27 protein-coding genes are annotated in these 23118 nt (G+C 41.9%); 13 read left to right on the top strand and 14 right to left on the bottom strand.

Translation table 11 applies throughout. From position 1 onward, the window contains the following. Window positions 1-88: 88 nt before the first annotated feature. The 3 genes from A7P54_RS17065 (at window position 89) to A7P54_RS17055 (ending at window position 4130) form a co-directional block, all read left to right on the top strand. Window positions 89-1249 carry an acyl-CoA dehydrogenase family protein gene (locus A7P54_RS17065; protein ID WP_171550283.1) on the top strand — a complete coding sequence of 387 codons (1161 nt, stop codon included), beginning with the start codon at window positions 89-91 and terminating at the stop codon, window positions 1247-1249. Window positions 1250-1259: 10 nt separating this feature from the next. Next, window positions 1260-2090, top strand: a complete 831-nt coding sequence (locus tag A7P54_RS17060) for an enoyl-CoA hydratase-related protein (RefSeq protein WP_171550282.1) — start codon at window positions 1260-1262, stop codon at window positions 2088-2090. Between the two features lie 81 nt (window positions 2091-2171). Next, window positions 2172-4130, top strand: coding sequence for an acetyl/propionyl/methylcrotonyl-CoA carboxylase subunit alpha (locus tag A7P54_RS17055; protein WP_171550281.1), 1959 nt, complete (start codon window positions 2172-2174; stop codon window positions 4128-4130). A 33-nt stretch (window positions 4131-4163) separates the two neighbouring features. Here A7P54_RS17055 and A7P54_RS17050 read toward each other — a convergent pair whose 3' ends face one another. The 12 genes from A7P54_RS17050 to A7P54_RS16995 form a co-directional block, all read right to left on the bottom strand. Then, a complete protein-coding gene (locus A7P54_RS17050) occupies window positions 4164-4637 on the bottom strand; it encodes a hypothetical protein (RefSeq protein WP_171550280.1) in 474 nt (157 codons plus the stop codon). A 26-nt stretch (window positions 4638-4663) separates the two neighbouring features. Further along, the gene (locus A7P54_RS17045) at window positions 4664-5512 is read right to left on the bottom strand and encodes a sterol desaturase family protein (RefSeq protein WP_171550279.1); all 849 of its coding nucleotides are present in this window, start codon (window positions 5510-5512) and stop codon (window positions 4664-4666) included. Between the two features lie 74 nt (window positions 5513-5586). After that, window positions 5587-6366, bottom strand: a complete 780-nt coding sequence (locus A7P54_RS17040) for a helix-turn-helix domain-containing protein (RefSeq protein ID WP_171550278.1) — start codon at window positions 6364-6366, stop codon at window positions 5587-5589. A gap of 192 nt (window positions 6367-6558) precedes the next feature. Then, window positions 6559-7488, bottom strand: a complete 930-nt coding sequence (locus tag A7P54_RS17035) for a lipase secretion chaperone (RefSeq protein WP_171550277.1) — start codon at window positions 7486-7488, stop codon at window positions 6559-6561. A gap of 12 nt (window positions 7489-7500) precedes the next feature. Then, window positions 7501-8844: a sphingomyelin phosphodiesterase gene (locus A7P54_RS17030; protein ID WP_171550276.1), complete on the bottom strand. Its 1344-nt coding sequence runs from the start codon at window positions 8842-8844 to the stop codon at window positions 7501-7503. A 358-nt stretch (window positions 8845-9202) separates the two neighbouring features. Beyond that, window positions 9203-9622: a roadblock/LC7 domain-containing protein gene (locus tag A7P54_RS17025; protein WP_004652554.1), complete on the bottom strand. Its 420-nt coding sequence runs from the start codon at window positions 9620-9622 to the stop codon at window positions 9203-9205. 22 nt (window positions 9623-9644) lie between these two features. Further along, a complete protein-coding gene (locus A7P54_RS17020) occupies window positions 9645-10187 on the bottom strand; it encodes an ATP/GTP-binding protein (protein WP_004802616.1) in 543 nt (180 codons plus the stop codon). An 8-nt stretch (window positions 10188-10195) separates the two neighbouring features. Then, window positions 10196-11164, bottom strand: coding sequence for a hypothetical protein (locus tag A7P54_RS17015; RefSeq protein ID WP_004802619.1), 969 nt, complete (start codon window positions 11162-11164; stop codon window positions 10196-10198). A 154-nt stretch (window positions 11165-11318) separates the two neighbouring features. Continuing rightward, entirely contained in the window at window positions 11319-11678 is a 360-nt protein-coding gene (locus tag A7P54_RS17010; protein ID WP_004802620.1) for a hypothetical protein, read from the bottom strand. Between the two features lie 387 nt (window positions 11679-12065). Further along, entirely contained in the window at window positions 12066-12728 is a 663-nt protein-coding gene (locus A7P54_RS17005; protein WP_171550275.1) for a hypothetical protein, read from the bottom strand. Between the two features lie 15 nt (window positions 12729-12743). Continuing rightward, window positions 12744-13169, bottom strand: coding sequence for a ClpXP protease specificity-enhancing factor (locus tag A7P54_RS17000; RefSeq protein WP_171550274.1), 426 nt, complete (start codon window positions 13167-13169; stop codon window positions 12744-12746). 14 nt (window positions 13170-13183) lie between these two features. Continuing rightward, window positions 13184-13843, bottom strand: a complete 660-nt coding sequence (locus A7P54_RS16995) for a glutathione S-transferase N-terminal domain-containing protein (protein ID WP_171550273.1) — start codon at window positions 13841-13843, stop codon at window positions 13184-13186. 126 nt (window positions 13844-13969) lie between these two features. Between A7P54_RS16995 and A7P54_RS16990 the strand changes: the two genes are divergently transcribed. Next, window positions 13970-14368, top strand: coding sequence for a hypothetical protein (locus tag A7P54_RS16990; RefSeq protein WP_171550272.1), 399 nt, complete (start codon window positions 13970-13972; stop codon window positions 14366-14368). Between the two features lie 65 nt (window positions 14369-14433). On the opposite strand, the gene rpsI is transcribed toward A7P54_RS16990, so the two are convergent. Beyond that, window positions 14434-14820: a 30S ribosomal protein S9 gene (gene rpsI / locus A7P54_RS16985; RefSeq protein WP_004775642.1), complete on the bottom strand. Its 387-nt coding sequence runs from the start codon at window positions 14818-14820 to the stop codon at window positions 14434-14436. A 12-nt stretch (window positions 14821-14832) separates the two neighbouring features. Next, a complete protein-coding gene (gene rplM, locus A7P54_RS16980; protein WP_004802631.1) occupies window positions 14833-15261 on the bottom strand; it encodes a 50S ribosomal protein L13 in 429 nt (142 codons plus the stop codon). 267 nt (window positions 15262-15528) lie between these two features. On the opposite strand from rplM, the gene A7P54_RS16975 reads away from it, so the two are divergent. The 9 genes from A7P54_RS16975 (at window position 15529) to rlmN (ending at window position 23107) form a co-directional block, all read left to right on the top strand. Then, window positions 15529-16158, top strand: coding sequence for a hypothetical protein (locus tag A7P54_RS16975; RefSeq protein WP_033134447.1), 630 nt, complete (start codon window positions 15529-15531; stop codon window positions 16156-16158). A 77-nt stretch (window positions 16159-16235) separates the two neighbouring features. After that, entirely contained in the window at window positions 16236-17204 is a 969-nt protein-coding gene (gene pdxA / locus A7P54_RS16970; protein WP_171550271.1) for a 4-hydroxythreonine-4-phosphate dehydrogenase PdxA, read from the top strand. A 31-nt stretch (window positions 17205-17235) separates the two neighbouring features. Next, a complete protein-coding gene (gene rsmA, locus A7P54_RS16965) occupies window positions 17236-18048 on the top strand; it encodes a 16S rRNA (adenine(1518)-N(6)/adenine(1519)-N(6))-dimethyltransferase RsmA (RefSeq protein WP_004802636.1) in 813 nt (270 codons plus the stop codon). Then, the gene (locus A7P54_RS16960) at window positions 18048-18887 is read left to right on the top strand and encodes a symmetrical bis(5'-nucleosyl)-tetraphosphatase (protein ID WP_171550270.1); all 840 of its coding nucleotides are present in this window, start codon (window positions 18048-18050) and stop codon (window positions 18885-18887) included. Before rsmA ends, A7P54_RS16960 begins: the two co-directional genes overlap by 1 nt. Before the next feature lie 156 nt (window positions 18888-19043). Continuing rightward, complete coding sequence (locus A7P54_RS16955; RefSeq protein ID WP_016162564.1) at window positions 19044-20315, top strand: glycosyltransferase family 1 protein; 1272 nt, start codon at window positions 19044-19046, stop codon at window positions 20313-20315. 38 nt (window positions 20316-20353) lie between these two features. Beyond that, window positions 20354-20914: a phosphatase PAP2 family protein gene (locus A7P54_RS16950; protein ID WP_171550269.1), complete on the top strand. Its 561-nt coding sequence runs from the start codon at window positions 20354-20356 to the stop codon at window positions 20912-20914. A gap of 96 nt (window positions 20915-21010) precedes the next feature. Beyond that, complete coding sequence (gene iscX, locus A7P54_RS16945) at window positions 21011-21211, top strand: Fe-S cluster assembly protein IscX (protein ID WP_004652532.1); 201 nt, start codon at window positions 21011-21013, stop codon at window positions 21209-21211. Window positions 21212-21318: 107 nt separating this feature from the next. Beyond that, window positions 21319-21750: a nucleoside-diphosphate kinase gene (ndk, locus tag A7P54_RS16940; RefSeq protein ID WP_004652531.1), complete on the top strand. Its 432-nt coding sequence runs from the start codon at window positions 21319-21321 to the stop codon at window positions 21748-21750. Between the two features lie 121 nt (window positions 21751-21871). Next, entirely contained in the window at window positions 21872-23107 is a 1236-nt protein-coding gene (gene rlmN, locus A7P54_RS16935; protein ID WP_004802643.1) for a 23S rRNA (adenine(2503)-C(2))-methyltransferase RlmN, read from the top strand. Window positions 23108-23118: the final 11 nt, after the last annotated feature.

Here is a 23118-nt window from a genome sequence, read left to right as displayed (position 1 = left end):
ATCCCTCCCGACCTCCCTTTTTAAAGGGAGGAGTTCCCCTCTTTAATTAAAGAGGGGTTAGGGGAGATTAAATTTAAGGAAAAAAACAATGAAATTTACCGCAGAACATGATGCTTTACGCCGTACCACACGTCAGTTTGTTGAAAATGAGCTGAATCCTTTTATTCCAGAATGGGAAGAAGTGGGCCGTTTTCCGATTCATGACGTGTTCAAGAAAATGGGGGACTTGGGTTTATTGGGGATTTGTAAGCCTGAAGAAAATGGCGGTTTAGGACTCGACTATTCGTACAACCTTGTGGTGGCAGAAGAATTAGGTCGTGCTGCTTGTGGTGGGGTACCCCTAGCGATTGGCGTACAGACTGATATGGCAACGCCTGCACTGGCACGCTTTGGTAGCAAAGAACTGCGCGATGAATTTCTAAACCCTGCGATTCGTGGTGAATATGTCGCTTCGATTGCAGTCTCGGAAGTGCATGCGGGTTCTGACGTGGCAGCCATCAAAACGACTGCAAAAAAAGATGGTGATGACTATGTGATTAATGGCAGCAAGATGTGGATCACCAATTCACTGCAAGCTGATTTCTTCTGTTTACTTGCCAATACTTCTGACGATAAGCCACATGTGAATAAATCCATGATTATTGTTCCTGCAAAAACGGCAGGGATCAGCTTTTCAGAACCCTTAAATAAATTGGGGATGCGCTCCACCACCACGGCACAAGTCTACTTTGATAATGTGCGAGTACCGCAACGCAACTTGGTTGGGGTGGAAGGCATGGGCTTTATGATGCAAATGATGCAGTTCCAAGAGGAACGTATGTGGGCCTGTATCAATGCAGTGGGGGGGATGGAAAAAGTCATTCAGCAAACTATTGACTACACCAGAGAACGAACCACGTTTGGTCAGCCTTTAATTCATAATCAGTATGTACATTTCCGTTTTGCTGAACTGATGACAGAAGTCGCAGCATTAAAAGCCCTAACGCTGCAAGCCTGTGAACAGCATATTGCGGGTGAAGATGTCACTTTAATGGCCTCAATGGCGAAGCTGAAAGCAGGGCGATTAAGCCGTGAAGTGGCAGATAGCTGTCTACAATATTGGGGTGGTAATGGTTTTATGTGGGATAACCCTGCATCGCAACTGTTCCGTGATGGTCGCTTAGGTTCGATTGGTGGTGGCGCAGATGAAATCATGTTGGGGATCATTTGTAAGCTCACCGACATTCTGCCGAAGAAACAGAAAAACTAGGAGCAGAAGCATGACAGTTGCAACTTCTCTTGCAGGCTTAGCGTTAGATGACAGCATTCAGCTCGAACAGCAAGGCGGTATTTTAACGCTATGGCTGAATCGTCCTGAAAGTCGTAATGCCATGAGTTTAAAGATGGTTACTGCCATTCAACAGGTATTTAGCCAGATTACCGATGATGTCTCTATTCGCGCTGTGATTTTACGCGGTCAAGGTGGGCATTTCTGTGCAGGTGGTGATATCAAGGATATGGCGGGATTACGAGTTGAAGCAGCCAATACGGGTAGCTTACAGCCTTATGTGGATTTTAATCGCCGTTTTGGGGCCATGATTGAACAAGTGGATCAAGCACCGCAAACCGTTGTGGCTGTTTTGGAAGGAGCTGTACTTGGTGGCGGTTTTGGTCTGGCTTGTGTTTCAGATATTGCCATCAGCCGTGATACAGCACAGTTTGGCCTACCTGAAACAGGTTTAGGTATTTTACCTGCACAGATTGCGCCTTTTGTGGTGAAACGAATTGGTTTAACTCAAGCCCGTCGTTTGGCTTTATTGGGCTTACGTTTTGATGGCAAGACGGCTTTGGATTTAGGTGTTATTCACCAAGTTGCGCAAGATGATGTTGAGCTTGAACAACAACTTACAGAGATCATTCAGCAGATTAAACGTGCTGCACCATTGGCTTCCCGTACCACCAAAGCTTTATTGCATCGGACACTGAATGAACCTTTAGAGCAGCTGCTAGATGATGCGGCACAACAGTTTGCTCAGGCTGTCGGTGGCGCAGAAGGACAAGAAGGCACCATGGCTTTTATTCAAAAACGTAATCCGAGTTGGTTTGACTGAAATTTCCCTCATCCCTGTTTAAAAAGAAGGGAGCTTACCCTTTAGCAGGGGGACGGGGAATTTAATAATAGAGATGAAACAATGAGTTTTTCAAAAGTCTTAGTGGCAAACCGTGGTGAAATTGCTGTTCGTGTGATGCAAACAGCTAAAGCAATGGGCTATCAAACGGTTGCGGTGTATTCAGATGCAGATGCCAATGCCCGTCATGTGCAAGTGGCGGATGAAGCGGTTTATATCGGTGCATCTAAAGTTTCCGAATCTTATTTATCCATTGCCAATATTATTGCAGCCTGTCAGAAGACTGGAGCTGATGCGGTCCATCCGGGTTATGGATTTTTGTCTGAAAATACTGACTTTGCTCAGGCTTGTCTTGATCATGGCATCACTTTTATTGGGCCGACCGCTGCTGCCATCGAGTTGATGGGCAGTAAACGTCTTTCTAAAATTGCCATGATTCAAGCAGGTGTACCTTGTGTGCCTGGTTATGAAGGCGATCAGCAAGACCTTGATTATCTAGCGCAACAAGCTGAGAAGATTGGTTATCCTTTAATGGTCAAAGCATCAGCTGGTGGTGGTGGGCGCGGCATGCGTTTGGTACAAAATGCTGCTGAGGTATTAGACGCATTAAAAACAGCGCGTTCGGAAGCAGAAAATGCCTTTGGTTCAGGTGAGTTGATCTTAGAGAAAGCGGTGATTGCCCCAAGGCATGTCGAGATTCAGGTCTTTGGGGATACACATGGCAATTATGTGTATTTATTTGAACGGGATTGTTCGATTCAACGCCGTCATCAAAAAGTCGTCGAAGAAGCACCTTGTCCAGTAATGACACCTGAACTACGTCAGAAAATGGGCGAGGCTGCTGTTGCGGCAGCACAGGCGTGTGATTATGTTGGGGCAGGCACGGTCGAGTTTCTGCTCGATCAATCGGGTGAATTCTATTTCTTGGAAATGAATACGCGTCTGCAAGTCGAACATCCAGTCACTGAAATGGTCACAGGCTTGGATTTGGTGGAATGGCAATTGCGTGTTGCCAATGGCGAAACCCTGCCTTTACAACAACATCAGTTGACCTTAAACGGACATGCGATCGAAGTCCGTTTATATGCAGAAGATCCACGTCAGGACTTCCTGCCACAAACAGGCAAAGTACTGCGTTGGCAAGCAGCGGGTGCTGATGGCACTCTACCGAATGTCCGTATTGATCATGGCATGCTAGAACACGGTGAAATCAGTCCCTTCTATGATCCGATGGTGGCCAAAGTGATTGCCTATGGCAAGACCCGTCAGGATGCGATTCGACTGCTTGCCAAAGCGGTTGATGATTGTGTCTTGCTTGGTGTGAATAGCAATAAGCAGTTTCTTGTCAATTTATTACGCCATCCGATCATTGTGGCTGGGGATACCAACACCGCATTTATTCAGCAACACTTCCAAGAAGATGTCAGCCTGCACCAACAAGCTTTGCCGCTTGAAACCTTAGCCGTGGCAGCAGCACTGTTTACCCAGCAAAATCAGCAGCAAGTGGCTTGGCAAACGGGTGTTGCTATGCCGTTTCCACTGAAACTGAAATATGCCGATCAGCAGATTTTGTTGCATGTGCAAAATGATCAGCAGCAGGTCAAAGTTACGTTATGTGATCAACAAGCAACCATCAATATTGTAAGCATCAGTGATGTGCAGATTGTTTATAGTTGTGAAGGTGTTCGACGCAAGCTCGCCTATGTTATTGATCAGGATCAGCTCTATTTGGATGCAGCTAATGGCAATGTATTGATTGAAAATAGCACCTATGCAGCACCAGAAGCGGCTGAGGTGGTGGGTGATGGTAAAATTCGTGCACCAATGGACGGTGCGATTGTGAATTTGCTGGTCAATGTTGGAGATTCAGTAACAAAAGGACAAACCTTATTGGTGCTTGAGGCGATGAAGATTCAGCAACAAATCAAATCCGATGTCGATGGTGTTGTCGAGGAGTTGATTGGTCAAGTCGGGCAACAAGTGAAAAAACGTCAATTGTTATTAAACCTCAGCACGACTTGAAGACAACATTAGAATAGAGCAAAAAGCGAGGTCTTAGCCCTCGCTTTTTAATAAGTGCAATACAGCATTTAAAGAATGCTCTGAATTTCCCAGTAATTCTTGTGTTGCAAATTCAGCTAAGGCTTGTTCATGCGCCAACAAATACTGGAGAAAGTCTTGTGTGTTGGCATCTGCGTGTTGCTGCATCCGTTCAAAAGTGACCATAAACGGTTGTGTACCTTGCTTAAGTAAATGCATGGCCAGTTTCCAAGGTAATTTAGCCATCGCAATGCCTGATGCCTTGGCCTGTAACTTAATATGCAGACGAATTGTGGCGGTTTGACCTTGTTGACTTAAGAACTGCTGTAACTTGTGCAGGGTTTGGGTTTCCAGTTTGGCCAGCGTTTGCCATTTTTGTTGTTGCTCAATTGAGCGTGTATGTTTGGCTGCATTTAAAAAGATCAGTTCACCCAGTATTTCTGATTCAAGTGCAGTATTCAGATCTTGTTGATATTGTGGGTAATGCATCGCTGATTTCCTTTAATTTAGGTGTCTCATTGGTTTTTTCTAGCAAATGGCCAACGTATTTGTTTGAGATAAGTCTTTGGTAGCGCAGTCTTTAACCCGACTTGTCCTGCTTTCACGGGTTTGCTTTCATAGTAATACGTCCCAAACAGATGATCCCAGATCATCCAGAATTCACCAAAGTTTTTACGACCAAAACCATATTTATGATGCCAGCGATGGACTTCGGCAACCCCCAGTAAATGTCTAAAAACACCTACAGAATAATCCAGATTGGCATGCTGAAAAGCCAAATGAATTGCGGTTAATCCCATCCACGTCCCAATCAGATTGGCGGGTGCACCGATTAAGGCAATACAGATAATTCCAGGCGCTGCGAGCAGAATGGCACTTAATGGATGACGACGTTCACCATTCAGCCAATATAATCGTTCAGCGCTATGATGAAGGGCATGCAATTTCCATAGGAAACGTTTTTTATGACTGAGCCAATGCATCAGCCACAAGCCAAAATCGATGACTAGACCCACAATCAGTAATTGTAGCCAGATCGGTAGAGTGCTTGGCCAAAAGCTAGTTACATCAATTAGCTTTCGAAATAAGGTAATGCATTCAGCAGTAATAAAAATCATGACGATACTAAAACTGGCATGCAGGATATCAACGCCTGTATCTTCATGATCGGTTAGCCAGGTTTGTTCATAAGGTTGAATCTGTTCAAGCAGAGCAACCAGCCCAATCGCAATGGCTGCAATGCAGGGCACATAAGGCCAATAGCTAAGCTCACCCGCGGCAACGGGCAATAAAAAAAACAGACTCAGCCCTATAATTAGGGGATAACTGCTATAGCGAATGAGGTACTGAATTAACTTCGGCATGGTGTATTGTTCCAAAACAATGAACAGTCACTATGCCTGTGCGATTGCAGCACTGAATTGAACAAAACAGCTATTTATTCAATAAAGAGAATCTGCCCCTGCATCTGGCTCAGTTCCGATGGTCGGACCCCCAGTAATTCAATACAAGTTCGTGTGAAATGCGCCTGATCAGCAAAATCAGCTTGATGAGCGGTATCCGTTAATGCACGTCCATTTTGCATTTGAGTTAATCCACACATGAGACGTAACCATTTACGATAGCTGCGCAAGGGTAGTCCTACTTGTTCACGAAACCAGTGCGAAAAACGACTTTCAGATAAACCTACAACTTGCGCTAAAGATTGGCGATCAGGGATATTGGATTGCAAAACACCCTGATAAAGCAACGCTAGAATGTATTCAAGCTTCTGTGGATTACGATGTGGAGCCGAATTGCTCAGCTGTGTATTTTTTAAGAAATCGGCTAAGCCATGATTGAGCGGTATCTGCGAATGAAAGCTGTGTTGCAACTGTTGTTGTAGATCGATTGATACTTCACCTACTTGTGTAGGTGCGTGAAATTCTAGATTGAACTTGGCTGTGAGCGCATGACAGGTGTCAATGTAAAGCGACAGATAGTCGCCAGTTATAAGTTGATGCTTTAGCTTGGCGGGAATGAATAAAGTCGGTGCTCGATAAAGTTGACCATTAGCAATTACTTGCACGGGTTGATCTGCATTCAATGACATGGTGATTTGATGTGCATAGTGGTGGTGAGGGTGATTATTTCCTGATTGTCCAAGAAAAACACCAATCCCCAAAGCAATTGCTGCTTGACCACTCCAACCAGCGTTATCATTTTTTAAGCTGTTCATGCCACATCGTGATCTTGAAGTGATTGAATGGCTTATTTAGCGGGAATGCATGTTCTTTGTCAAATAAGGAATGAGTGGTTTAAAAAGGATCATTCTTATTTTTAGCCGACGCATCGTTTATTTAAATGGTCGGCTAATTTTGTATCAGAGGTGAGCTATGAATTTAGGCCGATCTCTGTCGAGTTCCGTGTGTTAAGAGAACATTTTTAGACGTAGACTTTCTAAACGGCTTTGATATTGCTTTTGCCATTCTTCATTTGGCAGTTGCGTTTTTAATGGCTCCATCTCTTGCTGCAATTGTTGCACAGCCAGCTGATATTGATCGACTTGCTGCTGCTGTTGAACTTCACGTTGTTCTCTTTGCTGAACTTCTTGGCGTTGCTGCTCCGTCAGATAACGCTGTTGTAACATTTGTTTTAAGCGTTGCGTTTCAGCAGGGCTATGTTGTCCTTGATTGATTAAACCGAGCGCTTGTTCATAAAGCCCCATTTTATTTTCTTGTTGAGTTGCATCAGGGTATTGTTTCTGCAGCTGCTCAAATGCTTTTAAGCGTTGTTCAGCACTAAGTTTTTGATTCTGCGCTAAATCATTGTAGGCAAACCGATAATCTGCATAGCCACGCTCTTGCCCAAAACCCAGCATCGCTTCGGCTTGTCCCAAGATTTGTTCTCTTAGCTTCCACAAGGCATCAAAGCGTTCTTTTGGCGATAACGACGTCGATAGCACCGTGTTTTGCATCTGTTGTTCATATTGCGGCATACGTTTTATTAGATTTTCCACCAAATGTGCAAAGTTTTGATCTGGATAATGAGCTAAAGCTTTTGCTAAAGCCGCATTACAGTCGGATACAGGACAGTTGGCTTTAAAATCATTGAGAAACTCGGTGATATTGCCGGGTTGCTGTTGTAGTGTTTTTAATTGTTTTAAAAGAGACTCTTGAAAAACTTCGTCCTTGGTTTTGTTTGGCATGCCTTCATTACTCACCTGTGTTGATGAATCTTGAGATGATGCGGTGGATTTGGTTTGCTGAATTGCAGCGGAAGAGGCAGTGCTCTTCCAAACTACAATCCCAACCAAGACCACGACAACAATAAGCATTGTTAGCAATAGTCTTTTATTCATACCGAATTCCGTTTATGGGCCGTAATTAAATTGCCCCATCACAGGGAAGTGATCTGAAAGATCCCAAGTCATATACAGTGGGTCCGCTGTGGTGCGTAAGATACGCACATCGTTACGAGACTGAGTCGGTTGACGGTGGTTATTTGATGCCACGACATAGTCTAGATATTCGACGGTTGCACCACCTGAACCTGCTGCTCCAGCCAACTTATTCACGCGTGGGTCAAAGGTCGATTCAGTATAACCTGTGCTTGGTGCTGCGGTCGCATTCAGATTGGTTAACATGTCTTGATAATCTTGCGGCCATAACAGTTTATTGACATTGAAATCACCGCCCATGAGTACCGCATCAAAACTTGGGATATTTTGTTGATTTACCAATTGGCGAATTTGTTTGAATTGAACCTGACGCAATGCGCGTGCTGCATCGGTATCAAAAGAAGCGGTATGCGTAGAGGTCACATGATACGCCTTACCATTCTTAATGATTTCCGCATACAACACACCTTTATCCGCAAAACAATCAGTTCCTGTACAGTCTGGATAAATCAATTGTGCAGTTTTGACGATTGGATAACGGCTCACAATCACCAAACCACTATCAAATAAGTTATAACCAGAACCGACTGGAATATGAGTTTGATATGGGTACTGTTGTGCCAGTTGATTCAACATGCCTGTACGCGATGAAGCAAAGGCTTCTTGCATCATAATCACATCGTAACCGTTTAAATGATTTGGTAATTCAGCCAAGCGTTCGCTGATTTTACTCGCCACCATCGGCAGGGCATAAATATTGTAAGTCAGAACCTTGAGCTCATCGGCACTGGCTGAAACAGGCTCTTGAAGTGTGTTTTGATGAATGGTGTAGTGGAAATCATCATAGCCCCCCGTGTACTCAGCTTTTACTGCTGCTTGTGCAGATAAACCGCCATAAGTTGTGCTAATACGATGTACATCACGATCTGAATACCAAGGTGATATTGTAGTCGTCGTTTGAATACCATGTTTAATATTACTACCCGACCAAGTTCCCGTCATGGTTTGTTTTAAAGTGACTTGTGAATTGCCACTGCTGAGAACGGTATCAAAGTTATAGGTTTTACCAGATTTGATCCCAGTATAACGGTTGATACGTAACACCCGTTTGGTCTCGTAGGGTGCAAGTTGAGTCGCTTCCTGTGCCCATTCATTGCCTTGCTGTAAGCTTGCCCCAGTTTGATTGACTTGTATTGATACGGTTTGTGGCGTGGTATTGGTCACAAACACGTAGGAATCAGCCAAGGTCTGTTGGGTAGAAAAACCACTGATTAAGAGCGCGACCCCTGCGCCTAGTTTTAAGCTCTTCAGCTTCATCTTTATCTCTCCATAGTGCTTAATAATGTTTGAACAAATACAATCTTTCATTGTTGAAATTATTCATTTGTGAAAATTTTATGATTGTTATTTGTTCGAAAATTATAATAATGAAAAAATATTGCTAAATCATTTAAATTTCTAACCGCTCATCTGATGTTTTAAAAAACAATATTTTATTCCATATTTTTGGCTGAAATAGGGATTTTTAAACAGATTGGGATAGTTATTTAGTGAAATATAGGAAAAGTAATGATTCAAAAAAGAAAATTGAAAAGTAATCTATTTATGATAGGGGCTATAAATGAACAAAATCTGACAAGCTTGCGATGCCTGTCAGATTTTATGATGAGAAAAATTAAGCTTGGTCAGCGTCGACGATTGCACTGCTGGTTTGTTTCAAACTATAGAGCAGTTGTCCTAACAAGACATCTTTATTACTTAAAGTCACCATGACCATGGGATGATGAGGGGCAGGGATTGAGGTCAGAATGGCCTTACCATTTTCAGCATCCAAGGTAATACTTTGGCAGCCTGTCAACTGGATTTCATTGAGAAAAGCGGTGACCATTGCCAAGATTGAACTACTGACAGCTGCCAGTTTGGTGCTGTTATAAGGATTCTTCTTGTAAATGGAGGCAAGCTCAAAGCCATCCGTAGAGCAGAGCATAATATAATCGACGCCTCGGATATTGGTTAAAATATCGTTGGCCTGCGCTTTAGCAAACTGAATCAGCTCTTTGGGTGCTGTACGTTGCTGACTAGGAATACTGAACATAATTCTTCTCTTTATAAAGTAATTAGTTTGTTGCTTTTAAATTGACTTCTAATGCTGCTATGAGAGATTCAATCATCAGCAAAATATGTTCTTGTTTACGGGCATCAATAAAAAATAAGGGATATTGGTAGTCATTTTGAATTAACCACTCGCGATAAATCGTGGTTGGTTGCCCCTTGTTTTCATCCACGTGGGTGATGCCGATTGAAATATTTTGGGTATAGTCCTTAAAGGTATCCAAATACCCTTCAAGTTCTTCGATCGGTACTTTACTGTTGTGGTCAACCAATAAAATAACGCCCAAAGCGCCTTGGCAAATCACAGGCCAAATAAAATCAAAGCGTGATTGGCCTGGGGTGCCATATAAGCCTACTTTTACACCGTCATCTAAAGTAATCTCACCATAATCAATACCCACCGTAGTTTGCATTTTATTATGGGCCTGACTATCTGTATTGAATGCTTCGGTCGCGAGGACAGGAATTTCTGAAAGCGATTTGATTGCTTCGGTTTTACCTGCGCCCATGCTTCCTGCAAATACAATTTTATATTGTTGGAGAATCATATCAATCCTTAAAGCCCAAAGCGGCGTCTGATCTTGCCGAAAAATTTATTTAAAAAGCCTTGTTGTTCAATTGTTTGTTCAGTCTTTTCAATTCGTAGGTAATGACTTTCTGAAGCAGGGATAATGCCGCCATTGTCAGAAATAATGCAGGCAGCGATAAATTGTTGAACCGTTTGAATAGGAAGTTTTAATTGTGTTGCAACTTGATAGAGTTGGGCTCCTTGTATAAAGCAAGCAGAAAGCAATAAAGTGGTTTTACGGTCAGTGCCTTGAGCTGGCTGTGGCCAATATTCAATTTTGTAGTATTCATTTTCATTTGGCGCTAAACGCTGAAACTCGAGTGAATGCCAGAACAGGTTCCATAACCAATCTTGCAGGTTATATTCAACTTTGCGAGAAACTTTAGTGAAGTTTGAGGTGGTCGCAAATTCATATTTAAAACTATGGTTAGTTTGCGTGTGGGTGCGGGTTGGTTCTAGCCATGCAATTTGACTCCGCGTATCAATAATGGCCAAAGTACCGTGATCATCAAACAAATGTAGACGGGCATTTTCAGGATTTAACATGTCGGTTAAATACTTTTCATTGATGGCATTATGTGTAGAGGTTGATTCGATCTTCGGTTGTTGCGCCTGTTGATGGGTGATATAACTTAAAAGGCGAAGATGAATCCAGTTTTTTAATGCATCAGTATGCTGAAAAGGCAAGTAAAGCGTATTGTGTTCTTCTATATGTTGTGAGCCTTCTCCTTTTGAAATTTTTAAGCAGGGAAGTTGTTTTTGTTCTAAAATACGTTGAATACCTTCGGTTTCAAAAAAATTTTCATTTATTAATAATAAGTCGATATTGGGATCGGCAATATTGATCCAATTAATGCCAAATTCATGAGGTATTGTTTTTCTAAGTTCTATTTTTAACTCATCTGAAACTTTTAAACTTATACCTGAAATTGCGATATTAATGCAATGTCCATTCATAGTATCACTTTAATATTTTATAAAATATTGGACTGCACAAAATTAGTCTAATGCTAAAGACTAATAATAGACCGCTTGCATATTTATATTTTCTTATGATGAAAATATTAAATATACAAGAAGTCTAATATATTAAGTATTTTGAAATTTAGAATTAAGCAAAGTCTAATTCTTTTTCAAATGTTTTTAATTCGTGGCGAGCCATCGCAAGGTTCGATTTACTGCGGTCTAATACGAGATAAAGGAATAAGTTGCCATTGCTTTCTAATGGACGGATTAAGTGGTATGCCTTGCCCAGTGTGATCAGAATATCTTCGATGTCATCGTTCAGTTTTAGTGAGTTAGCTACACGGCGTTTTGCTCGAATAACTTCGGTATTACCCGCAGCTGCCAATTCTAAGTCGATTGAACCCCCACCTTGAGTTGCTAGCGCCAAACCACTCTCTGTATCTACTAATGCTGCTGCAACGAACCCATCAATATTTGTTAAGCTTTCTAATGAAATTTTAGCCATGATTTTATCTCTACTAATACATCTTTGTTTATGAAGTTATATTCGCCACTTCTGTTTTTGATTAGTTTTCAAAAGTAGTTAATCTCATTATAGGAAACTCTTTTATTAAATCAATCATACTTTAAAATAATTGAATTGACCGATTTGCTAATAATTGACAATTTTTGTCAAACAAACAAATAAAAATACTAATTAAGGATTGGATTTTATTTTTAGTGTGATTTTATTCACATTAATATCGGGTTTTAAATACCTGCTTTGATTGTAAATAAATGTAAATTATTTTTGATTAATATAGGTACATTGATTTTTTAAATAAAATTAAATTAATAATAAGTCTATGATAAAGAAAGCAATCGTGCTTTCTTTACCATTTAAATGGTGAGTTTAAACGGAAACCAATTGGCAATATGAACAATACAAAAAGATCAGAATGACCAATGCCACGAAAGGCGAAACAATATAGGCCCAAGTTGGAGTTTCTGGAATTTCGACTTCGATCGTAGGCTCATCATCATGCGCAACGGGTTGTGCTTGATGAACCATTTGATTGAATTCTTGCATCGTCGCTTCAAGTGATACTTCTTGCTGAATAACTGGCTTCGAGCCGAGTAATTCGGTGAGTTGATTGGTTGACCAAACCCAGTCTTCTGCTTGTCCAGATAGATGCTCAATCTGACCCAATAAAAGTTCTGTTAGCCCTGTTTGCCCAAAGCTACCAGTCTGATCAAGCTGTTTCAATTCAGTTAATTGTAAGGCCAGTACATCTGACAGGCTTTTTTCCAATTCGGTTGCTTTAAGTGACGATTGATTATGAGCTGAGGTTGTGAGATGGCGAGCAACCTCTTGAATGTAAAGAGGATCGGCAGTATGGACTTCTTGATAGAGTTTCTGTGGATTCTGTTTCCAGAGACTAATCAATTGTCCGAGTGCCAACACGTTTACTTCATCAATATATGTTTGTTTTTCTTTAAGAGAATATTGACCAAAAAGTTGTGGTTTTTGAATTTTTATTTGTTCAGAAAAATATTGAACTAAATCAAATGCCATCGTGACGATCCTCGCTTAATCTAAAATTCTTAGTGAAGGTTTCTTTTTCGTTGGTTCAGTTTCTTGCTTTGTTTCATGGATTGATGCTGCTGTAGAGTCTTCGATTTCTGCATATTCAGAAGCATCAAAAAACAAGCCTTGACCATTTTCTCTTGCGTAAATACCTAATACAGCACGAATCGGCACATAAATTTCTTTTGCAACGCCACCGAAGCGAGCAGAGAAGGTAATCGCTTCATTACTCATATGTAGCTGATGAATGGCATGTGGAGCAAGATTTAAGACAATTTGACCATCCTTCACAAATTGTAAGGGAACATCAGTATGGGGTTGCGTCGCATCCACCAATAAATATGGTGTCAGTTGGTTATCGCAAATCCATTCATAAATGGCACGAGCAAGATATGGGCGTGTAGGTGTAAAAGTTATTTGCTCAGACATAATTGAAAAACTTATTAAATCGTAGAAATCAATTCATTGTAGCTGTTTTTTTCTTGAGCTGTCATTGATTTAATGAACGATGGTCGGCTAAAGATACGATGGCAATACAAGAATATAGGTCGACAGTGTTGTGCAGGGAGTTCAACCCCCATACTTTTTAGCCTTAGGAAGATTGGAGCGAGCATACAATCTAAAATTGAAAAAGTTTCCGACATAAAAAATGGAAAATGTTGAAATAGGGGAGTGAGTGAAATCAGCGTATCTCTAAGTTCTTTCTGCGCCTGTTGTTTTTGCTTAGCGTCCAATGTATCTGTGTGTCTCAACATGTGATCGGCTAATTTGAACCAATCTTGTTCAAAACGCCAAATATATTGCCGTTGTTCTGCTCGTGCCATTGGTGCATCGGCATAGAGTTTATTTTGACGATAGCGATCATCTAAATATTCAGCAATGACATTGGCTGAAAATAGCTTTAGGTTTTGTTCAATCAACATTGGAAGTTGATTGTAGGGATTGAGATCAGCTAAATCCTCATCCTCATGATCTGTAATAATCAGTTGGTATTTGATTTGTTTTTCAGCAAGTAAAAAACGAATCCAGTGTGAGCGGAAATCATCTGCATGACTATAAAGCGTAATGCCTTGGACAGGGGTTGGGGGATTTTCTAAAGACATAAGTCCAAAAAATTATGGTTGACTGTTTAGAATACTAAAATTAACGTTGGAAATCACTTAAAGCTGAACAATATACATGTTACAGAATAGATTTATGATTCAATAAGTTCAAAGAGGGAAAATAGAATGAAGCGAGATTACCTGATTGTTTTGTGTGGAGCGTTGTTACTGGCTGGTTGTGCTAGCTCGCCTACAGGATCTGAGCAGGACAATGTCTCATCAGTAGAGAGTGAGGCCGCTGCTGATGCAGTGATTGCTGATGCGGCTGATGACGATAGTGGGCAACAATATGGGGGGATCAAAAAACAATATGTCGTGAAAGGTTGTCAGGTCACTATTTACAATGATGGTCCAGTCCAGATGGTTCATGAAAAAACAGGTCAACCGTGTAATGCACCGATCCCGAAAGATCATCAATTTTCTAAAGTGAGCAAGACCTATACTCAGAATGGCTGTAAGGTCACTGAGTTTGCTTCTGCCGATGGTACTGGTGATGCGATCATGGATTGTTCTAAAAAGAAATGACCAAAAGCAGGCAATAAAAAAAACCTCGGAAAATTCCGAGGTTTTTTGTCCGATTCGTAAAACGATTAACGTTTAGAGAATTGAGGACGTTTACGAGCTTTACGTAAACCAAGTTTCTTACGTTCAACTTCACGAGCATCACGAGTAACGAAACCAGCTTGACGAAGAGCAGGTTTTAAGTTTTCGTCAGCAGCGATCAATGCACGAGTAATACCGTGACGGATAGCGCCTGCTTGACCACCGATACCACCACCTTTAACAGTGATGTAAAGGTCAAATTTTTCAGTAACTTCTAAAAGCTCTAAAGGCTGACGCACAACCATACGAGCAGTTTCACGACCGAAATATTGCTCAAGCGTACGGTTGTTAATTACGAGTTTACCTGTACCAGCTGATAAGAAAACACGTGCAGTTGCGGTCTTACGGCGACCTGTACCATAATTAGTAGCCATGTGCTGTATCCCTTAGATGTCCAAAACTTGTGGCTGTTGAGCAGTATGAGGATGCTCAGTACCAGCGTACACTTTCATTTTTTTGATCATTGCATAACCAAGAGGACCTTTTGGTAACATACCTTTAACAGCTTTTTCTAAAACTGCTTCAGGTTTGTGAGCAATTAACTTCTCGAAGTTAGTCTCACGGATACCACCAGGGAAACCAGTATGGCGATAATATTTCTTATCAAGCGCTTTTTTACCAGTCACTTGAACGTGTTCAGCATTGATTACAACGATGTAGTCGCCTGTGTCAACGTGAGGAGTATAAGAAGTTTTGTGCTTACCGCGTAAACGACGAGCGATTTCAGTCGCAAGGCGACCTAAAGTTTTGCCAGAAGCATCAACAACATACCAGTCGTGTTGAACTTCAGCTGGCTTAGCGCTGAGAGTTTTCATTTAAACCACTACCTATTATAGTTGGTTTGGACGATGAAATCTGTCCAAACAAAAGGAGACCGAATTCTACATGAGTTTATAAAAGCACACAAGAAAAATTAGCCGGAAATGCCAGAATTTGCTGCAATGTGACTGGTTTGGGAATTAACGCACACTGAATGAAATAGCACATTATTTGTCTTGTGAGGGGGCTGGATTTACCCTATCATTTTTATTCCAATTATTTGAAATAAATAGAAGTATTTACCTCTTCTCTCGGGGAATTTGATGAAGTTGTCGTTTTCTACAAAAATTGTTGTAGTCACATTATTAATTGGCGTTTGTTCAACACAAACCAATGCACGACGACTTTATAAATGGGTAGATCAGACCAGCGTCACCAATTATTCAGAATTTCAGCCCAAAGAGGGCACCAGTCGTAAGCTTGAGGTGCTGGAAAGTCGTGGCAACGATCATGTTGACCCTTCGATGGCTGTGACTGCAGAAATGAAAGCGATTGAAATTCCTGTCGATCAGATGAATTTACAAGGGCAAGCGACCAATACAACGGCACAGCCTGTTCAGCAACCAACCACACAAACGGTTGTCAAACAAGGATCAATCGCAGCACCATATATACGCCCAGTCAGTGTAGTGGTTGCGCCAACTCCTGTGGAGAAGAAAGAGACTCAAGTTGTACAAGTGGCTGAAAAGAAAGAAACTGTTAGCAACCCATTGGCAGATAAATCCGCGAGTGCTGTAGCAGTCCCTGAGAAAAAAGAAGAAGCAGTGATCGTACAGGCTGAGAAGAAAGTACAGCCCAAGATTAATCCTTGGACACGCAAGGTCGAGTTTGTACCTTCGAATCTAGTGCCACAAAACTTACCCAAAGCGACAACAAATCCCGAAGTAAAGTAAATTATAAAAAATGAAGGGCTATAGCTCGTTTTAGATTTTGGTTACACTAGAGGTAATCAAAAAGATTGGCGATACTTATGCTCCCTTTATATGTCACTTCAGGCGAACCTGCAGGAATTGGCCCAGACATCTGTCTGAGTTTGGCAGAGCGTGTAGATGAACGGCCCATTGTTATTTTGGCTGATATGCAAATGTTGCAGCAACGCGCCAATCTTTTAGGTATTGATGTTGAACTGATTGCTTATCAAGGACAGGCTGAATCTAGTTTTCAGGGACAACTTTTTGTTGAACATGTGCCTTTAGCTAAACCTGTTGTGTTGGGACAATTAGATTCAGTCAATGCGGCTTATGTATTGGAACAATTACGTCGTTCAGCCGATTGTGCGATGTCTGGACAGAGTGTGGGTGTGGCTACAGCACCTGTACAAAAATCAATTATTAATGACGCGGGCATCGCATTTAGCGGACATACTGAATATTACCAAGAGTTTGCAGGTATTGATCGTGTGGTGATGATGCTGGCAACGAAAACATTAAGGGTTGCCTTAGCGACGACACACTTAGCCTTGCGTGATGTGCCTGATGCCATTACCACAGAGCGCCTACAGCAAGTCATTGATATTTTAATTCATGATTTAAAAACCAAATTTAAAATCGCTGCACCACGTATTTTAGTGTGTGGTCTGAATCCGCATGCAGGTGAGGATGGCTATTTAGGTCGGGAAGAAATTGAGGTGATCAATCCAGTGTTGGAAAGTTATCGCGCGCAGGGGATTAACATGAGCCTCAGTTTACCCGCAGATACCTTATTTACCCCAGAAAATCTAAAAGATGCTGATGCTGTTTTAGCGATGTATCACGATCAGGGCCTACCTGTGTTAAAATCACAAGGCTTTGGTGAAGCAGTTAACATTACATTAGGCTTGCCATTTATTCGGACTTCGGTCGATCATGGCACAGCACTTTCTCTTGCAGGCACTGGACAGGCGAAAGCATCAAGCTTACATGTCGCAGTGGATTTAGCACTTGATTTAGCCCGTCAGTGATGGGCAAGAAATTATTCACGTTGGAATTATTATGTATCAAATTAATGCCCTGAACCCTAAAGATGAAGGGCATCAGGCCCGAAAACGTTTTGGTCAAAACTTCTTACATGATCAACGTGTGATTGCCAAAATTGTACGCTCAGTGAATCCGCGTGCGGGCGAAAATATTGTCGAAATCGGACCGGGTTTGGCGGCATTGACTTCACCTTTAATTGGCGAATGTGATGCGTTGACCGTGGTTGAGCTGGATCGTGATTTGGCCGCGGGTTTGCCGGGTCGTGTGCCACATCCTGAGCGTTTGACCATTATTGAAGCCGATGCGTTGAAATACGACTTCACACAACTGTTTCAAGACGGCCGTCCACTGCGCGTAGTAGGGAACTTACCATATAATATTTCAACACCACTGTTGTTCCATCTCTTGGAGTTTGGTGACAAAGTCAAAGACATGCATTTCATGTTGCAGAAAGAAGTGGTGGATCGTATTACCGCAACGCCAAATACCAAAGAATATGGTCGTTTATCCGTGATGATTCAGTATTACTGCAAGCCAACCTTCTTATTTGAAGTACCACCGGGCTCATTCAATCCGCCACCGAAGGTAACTTCAGCCGTTTTCCGTTTAGAGCCGTATGCAACTAAACCGATTGTGGCAAAAAATGAGAAAGCTTTAGCGCGATTAGTGGGTCATGTATTTACCCAGCGTCGTAAGACCTTACGCAATAGCTTAAAAGGCATGTTGGTGGAAGATGGCTTTGAGAAAGCAGGCGTCGATCCGATGGCACGTCCAGAAACCTTAAGTCTAGCTGACTTTGTCGCACTCTCTGATCAAATGGTGGCTTGATGTCTAAGCGCTATAACTATGTCATTGGTGATGTACAAGGTTGTTTCGAAGCACTGAAAGCGTTGCTAAAAGAAATCCGCTTTGATCCAGACCAAGACTTTTTATGGTTTGCGGGGGATTTGGTTGCACGTGGTGAAAACTCGGTGGGTGCATTACGCTTTATTAAAAAACTGGCGGATCGTGGTGCTGCCGCAACGGTGTTAGGTAATCATGACTTAACCTTGATCGCCTGCGCCCGTGGTTTTAAAAAGGCCAAAGACAAAGATCATACACAAGAAGTGATTGATGCCATTGATGGCGATGAGTTGATTGACTGGTTGCGTAAACAGCCATTAAGTCTATCTCCAAATGCGCAGACTTTGATTACCCATGCAGGTGTACCGTGTATTTGGAATGCCGAAAAAACAGTGGCATTGGCACAAGAAGTCCAGCAGGTAGTGGGTCATGATGATCTCTCGGTTTTGGATGGCTTTCTTGCCGAGATGTATGGTTCACAACCTGATCTATGGTCAGATGAACTCACAGGTATGGCACGCTTACGCTGTATTACCAATTATCTGACACGGATGCGGTTAACTGATGCAACAGGCCGTTTAGAGTTTGATTTTAAAGATGCGCTCGATGCACCGATGCCTGAGGGTTTCCAACCATGGTTTGAGTTTGAAAGTCAGGCAGCACAGACCCATCAATTAATTTTTGGGCATTGGGCGGCTTTGCAGGGTAAGACCATTAGTCCTCAAATTCAAAATGTCGATGGTGGTTGTGTTTGGGGACAGCAATTGATGGCGTTCCGCTTGGAAGATCAACACATGTTTGCGGTGGATAATCCTTTAGCTTGATCAGTTAGTGATCTCTTTTAGATGCCCATTTTTATACTAAAATTGGGCATTTTTTATTTTAAGACTGTCAAAAAATTGTCATAGACTGATCATTAAAGTGTCAAAAAATGCTTTTAAGCTGAAAGCATGAAAATAACGACACAAATGGATGGCGATATGCAGAGTACATACGCGACATCTCTATTCAAGCAAGAGTTTCCTGAAAATTTTAAATTTTACTTTAAAAGGAAACAACTCAAAAATAAACAAGATGAATTGTCTGAACTTCGTGATTTAGTTCGTCCTCGTCTCCGAATCGCCATTGTAACCGAAACATGGCCACCAGAAATCAATGGTGTAGCGCTGTCGATGATGCAATTATGCCAAGGGTTACAGCGACTCGGACATAAAATTTTATTGGTACGACCAACCCAAAAAGCAGTCTGTACCGAATTTCACCCTGAACAAGAATGCTTGGTGATGTCACAGCCGATTCCGAAATATCCAAGTATTCAGTTTGGTTGGCCGCAATATATTAAAGTGTCCAAAGCCTTTGAAAAATTTGCTCCAGATGTGGTGCATATTGTGACAGAAGGACCTTTGGGGTTGACCGCCTTACAAGCAGCAAAATCAAGAAAAATCGCAGTCTCCAGTGGTTTCCATTCAGCCTTTCATGATTTTAGCCGTTTCTTTGATCTGGCTTTCTTGGTTAAGCCAATTCAACGTTATTTAACGTGGTTCCATAACAGTACCGATGTGACCTGTGTACCAAGTCAATATACCGAACAAGCTTTACGTGGCTTTGGTGTGACCTGTCCATTGGTGGTGGTCGGACGTGGTGTGGATACTGAAAAATTCTCGGCCAAACATCGTTCACAACAACTGCGCCAACAATGGGGTGTCGATGCGGATACCCGAGTGATGTTGTATGTCGGACGTTTATCACCCGAAAAAGAAGTCGATGTGCTGATTAAAAGCTTTCATGCATTACAGGCGCAACAAGGCAAAAATAGCAAATTTGTGATTGTCGGTGATGGCCCAGATCGTGCCCGTCTAGGCAAGATGGCACAATCGGATGACATTATCTTTATGGGCAGTCTGAGTGGTCGTGAACTCTCAGCCGCGTATGCCAGTGCCGATGTATTTGCCTTTGCCAGCCAAGCCGATACTTTTGGAAATGTGGTCTTAGAAGCAATTGCCAGCGGCTTAGCGGTGGTGGCTTATGATTATGTCTGTGCCCATCAGCATGTACAACCGAATGTCACTGGTTGGTTGAGTCCATTGGGGCAAACAGATCATCTTATTCAATCGATTTGCCAATTACCTGCCTTGCCGCAATTACGACAAATGGGCTTATTGGCCAGTGAAAGTGTGCAGCAAAGTAGCTGGCAGTTCCCAGTACAACAATTAGAACAAGCATTGTATCAAGTCGTGAGGAGTCTCCCATGACCGCGACTTAAGCTACTCTCAAAAAGAGGAGAAATCGTATGAATCTTCAAAATGCAAAAATAAAAATACTTGATTTAGATTTAAAAGGGTGTGTCTACCTCAATCATCTCTCTCAGTCACAACGGATCGCTTTATTTTTTAAAACGATCAGTCGTTTGGGGGATGGGCCATTTTGGTATGTCATGTTGTTGTCTGTATGGGTAATGCAAGGTTTGGCATACGGTCTGCAACTATTGTATGTGATTGCAGCAGGTTCTGTTGGAACCTTGACCTATAAGTTTTTAAAAAATAAAACCACCCGCCCAAGACCCTATCAGGTGCATCAGGTGCATCAGGTGATTGTGTTGGGTGAGCGACCACTCGATCATTTTAGTTTTCCATCAGGTCACACTTTGCATGCAGTGATGGTGACCATCACTTTGGGTTATATTCAACCTCTACTATTGCTGTTAATGCTGCCATTCACGATTTTGGTTGCCTTATCTCGAATGGTACTCGGTCTGCATTATCCAAGTGATGTGATTGTGGGTGCGATGATTGGTGCATCGGTTGCCAGTGGGATTATCTTGTTCGCGCCAACTGCCAATATCGCTTTGTAGGGTGTTTTATCTCGAATTTAGCGACAGAACACTATCTCTTAATTTGTATGATTTGTTAAAGTACGCTCAATTACACTCATTTATTTAGGTTGTCATATGGGCTTACGTTGGACAGATACGATTGATATTGCGATTGAACTCACCGAAGCGCACCCAGATGTAGATCCACAATGGATTCGTTTTACCGATTTGCATGCATGGGTTTGTGCTTTGCCTGACTTTAGTGATGACCCAAATAAGTCAACTGAAGGTTTGCTTGAAGCCATTCAAATGGCATGGCTGGATGAAGTTCGTTAAAAATTCGTCAGAAAACGCTTAAGTTTTGCATATTCAAGCTGATTATTAGCGATGACATCGGTATAATGCGGCAAATTTTTTAGTTTAAACCATAATAGGAGTCAATCATGGCGATTGAACGTACTTTATCTATCGTAAAACCAGATGCAGTATCTAAAAACCACATCGGCGACATCTTTGCTCGTTTCGAAAAATCAGGTTTGAAAATTGTTGCAACTAAAATGAAACACCTTTCTCAAGCGGATGCTGAAGGTTTCTATGCTGAGCACAAAGAACGTGGTTTCTTTGCTGACTTAGTTGCATTCATGACTTCTGGTCCAGTGGTTGTTTCAGTTCTTGAAGGCGAAAATGCAGTTCTTGCTCACCGCGAAATTTTAGGCGCTACAAACCCTAAAGAAGCTGCTCCTGGCACAATCCGCGCTGACTTCGCTGTAAGCATCGACGAAAACGCTGCTCACGGTTCTGACTCAGTTGCTTCTGCTGAGCGTGAAATCGCTTACTTCTTTGCTGATAACGAGATTTGCCCACGCACTCGTTAATCCAAAGTATTCAGACCAGATAAGTGGTATACTACTTATCTGGTTTTTTATTTCTTACAGCTTGTGTTGTGCGAATAATGCACAGCATTTTTTAGCGTCGATATTGTTTAGGTAAATATACATGAGTTCTGCAGTGGTCGTTTCATCAGAAAATTTAGATGAAAAACAACAGTCTGTTTCTACGCCTGTCGTTCATGCTGCCGAGAAAAAAGTAAATTTACTTGGCATGTCTCGAGCTGAATTAGAAAAATTCTTCGAAGACTTAGGCGAAAAGAAATTTCGTGCAGGTCAGGTCATGAAATGGATTCATCAATATTTTGTGACTGATTTTGCTGAGATGAGCAATATCTCAGGCAAATTACGAGAGAAACTCGAAAAGATTTGTGAAATTAAAGCACCTGATGTGGTACATCGTAACTATTCGAAAGATGGAACCCGGAAGTGGGTATTCCGTGTAGGAGATGGTGAAGGTTCTTTGGTTGAAACCGTATTGATTCCTGCGGAAGATAAAACAGGTGCACGTAAGACCTTGTGTATTTCATCACAAGTGGGCTGTGCATTGGATTGTTCATTCTGTTCGACGGGTAAGCAAGGTTTTCAACGTGATTTAACCCCAGCTGAAATCATTGGTCAGTTGTGGATGGCAAACTATTCCTATATGGAAGATGTACCTGTGGCTGAACGTGAACGTACCGTGACCAATGTGGTGATGATGGGTATGGGCGAACCTTTACTCAACTATGATGCTGTACTCAGTTCTATGCAGCTCATGCTAGATGATTTTGCATATGGTATGTCCAAACGCCGTGTGACCTTATCGACGTCAGGTGTCGTACCGAAAATTGATCAACTGGCGCAAGATATCGATGTTGCTTTGGCGATTTCCTTACATGCACCAAATGATGAATTGCGTAACGAACTTGTTCCAATCAATAAAAAATATCCATTACAACAGTTAATTGCGGCTTGCCAACGTTATCTCGCTAAAGATGGTAATGAAAGCTCACGTCGTCATGTCACTATCGAATATGTGATGCTCGATGGTGTCAATGATAAGCCTGAGCACGCACAACAATTATTAAAACTGTTAAAAAATTTACCGAGTAAGATCAATCTTATTCCATTTAATCCGTTCCCGCATGCGCCGTATGGTCGCTCGAGTCGTAACCGAATTATTGCCTTCCAAAAAACTTTGTCGGATGCTGGATTTGTGTGTACGATTCGTCAGACACGTGGTGATGATATTGATGCTGCGTGTGGACAATTGGTAGGACAGGTTGCTGACCGTACTCGTCGTGCTGAACAATGGAAAAAGAAAGTGGCGCAACAACAAGAAATTTTGCGCACACAAGGATAATACTTGGGGAA

The organism is Acinetobacter sp. Ac_3412, from assembly GCF_013072675.1.
Lineage (GTDB): Bacteria > Pseudomonadota > Gammaproteobacteria > Pseudomonadales > Moraxellaceae > Acinetobacter > Acinetobacter higginsii.
Note: the sequence above shows the minus strand (reverse complement) of the source record. Positions and strands in the feature narration are given on the sequence as shown.

Coding starts and splice junctions, on each gene's coding strand:
- pdxA (WP_171550271.1), top strand. CDS start 16,236: ATGCTCCCTTTATATGTCACTTCAGGCGAACCTGCAGGAATTGGCCCA.
- iscX (WP_004652532.1), top strand. CDS start 21,011: ATGGGCTTACGTTGGACAGATACGATTGATATTGCGATTGAACTCACC.
- A7P54_RS17060 (WP_171550282.1), top strand. CDS start 1,260: ATGACAGTTGCAACTTCTCTTGCAGGCTTAGCGTTAGATGACAGCATT.
- rplM (WP_004802631.1), bottom strand. CDS start 15,261: ATGAAAACTCTCAGCGCTAAGCCAGCTGAAGTTCAACACGACTGGTAT.
- A7P54_RS17020 (WP_004802616.1), bottom strand. CDS start 10,187: ATGATTCTCCAACAATATAAAATTGTATTTGCAGGAAGCATGGGCGCA.
- A7P54_RS16960 (WP_171550270.1), top strand. CDS start 18,048: ATGTCTAAGCGCTATAACTATGTCATTGGTGATGTACAAGGTTGTTTC.
- rsmA (WP_004802636.1), top strand. CDS start 17,236: ATGTATCAAATTAATGCCCTGAACCCTAAAGATGAAGGGCATCAGGCC.
- A7P54_RS17010 (WP_004802620.1), bottom strand. CDS start 11,678: ATGGCTAAAATTTCATTAGAAAGCTTAACAAATATTGATGGGTTCGTT.
- A7P54_RS17035 (WP_171550277.1), bottom strand. CDS start 7,488: ATGAATAAAAGACTATTGCTAACAATGCTTATTGTTGTCGTGGTCTTG.
- A7P54_RS16995 (WP_171550273.1), bottom strand. CDS start 13,843: ATGTCTTTAGAAAATCCCCCAACCCCTGTCCAAGGCATTACGCTTTAT.
- A7P54_RS17030 (WP_171550276.1), bottom strand. CDS start 8,844: ATGAAGCTGAAGAGCTTAAAACTAGGCGCAGGGGTCGCGCTCTTAATC.
- A7P54_RS17065 (WP_171550283.1), top strand. CDS start 89: ATGAAATTTACCGCAGAACATGATGCTTTACGCCGTACCACACGTCAG.
- A7P54_RS16990 (WP_171550272.1), top strand. CDS start 13,970: ATGAAGCGAGATTACCTGATTGTTTTGTGTGGAGCGTTGTTACTGGCT.
- A7P54_RS17000 (WP_171550274.1), bottom strand. CDS start 13,169: ATGTCTGAGCAAATAACTTTTACACCTACACGCCCATATCTTGCTCGT.
- A7P54_RS17025 (WP_004652554.1), bottom strand. CDS start 9,622: ATGTTCAGTATTCCTAGTCAGCAACGTACAGCACCCAAAGAGCTGATT.
- ndk (WP_004652531.1), top strand. CDS start 21,319: ATGGCGATTGAACGTACTTTATCTATCGTAAAACCAGATGCAGTATCT.
- A7P54_RS16950 (WP_171550269.1), top strand. CDS start 20,354: ATGAATCTTCAAAATGCAAAAATAAAAATACTTGATTTAGATTTAAAA.
- A7P54_RS17050 (WP_171550280.1), bottom strand. CDS start 4,637: ATGCATTACCCACAATATCAACAAGATCTGAATACTGCACTTGAATCA.
- A7P54_RS17005 (WP_171550275.1), bottom strand. CDS start 12,728: ATGGCATTTGATTTAGTTCAATATTTTTCTGAACAAATAAAAATTCAA.
- A7P54_RS17055 (WP_171550281.1), top strand. CDS start 2,172: ATGAGTTTTTCAAAAGTCTTAGTGGCAAACCGTGGTGAAATTGCTGTT.
- A7P54_RS16975 (WP_033134447.1), top strand. CDS start 15,529: ATGAAGTTGTCGTTTTCTACAAAAATTGTTGTAGTCACATTATTAATT.
- rlmN (WP_004802643.1), top strand. CDS start 21,872: ATGAGTTCTGCAGTGGTCGTTTCATCAGAAAATTTAGATGAAAAACAA.
- A7P54_RS17045 (WP_171550279.1), bottom strand. CDS start 5,512: ATGCCGAAGTTAATTCAGTACCTCATTCGCTATAGCAGTTATCCCCTA.
- rpsI (WP_004775642.1), bottom strand. CDS start 14,820: ATGGCTACTAATTATGGTACAGGTCGCCGTAAGACCGCAACTGCACGT.
- A7P54_RS17040 (WP_171550278.1), bottom strand. CDS start 6,366: ATGAACAGCTTAAAAAATGATAACGCTGGTTGGAGTGGTCAAGCAGCA.
- A7P54_RS17015 (WP_004802619.1), bottom strand. CDS start 11,164: ATGAATGGACATTGCATTAATATCGCAATTTCAGGTATAAGTTTAAAA.
- A7P54_RS16955 (WP_016162564.1), top strand. CDS start 19,044: ATGCAGAGTACATACGCGACATCTCTATTCAAGCAAGAGTTTCCTGAA.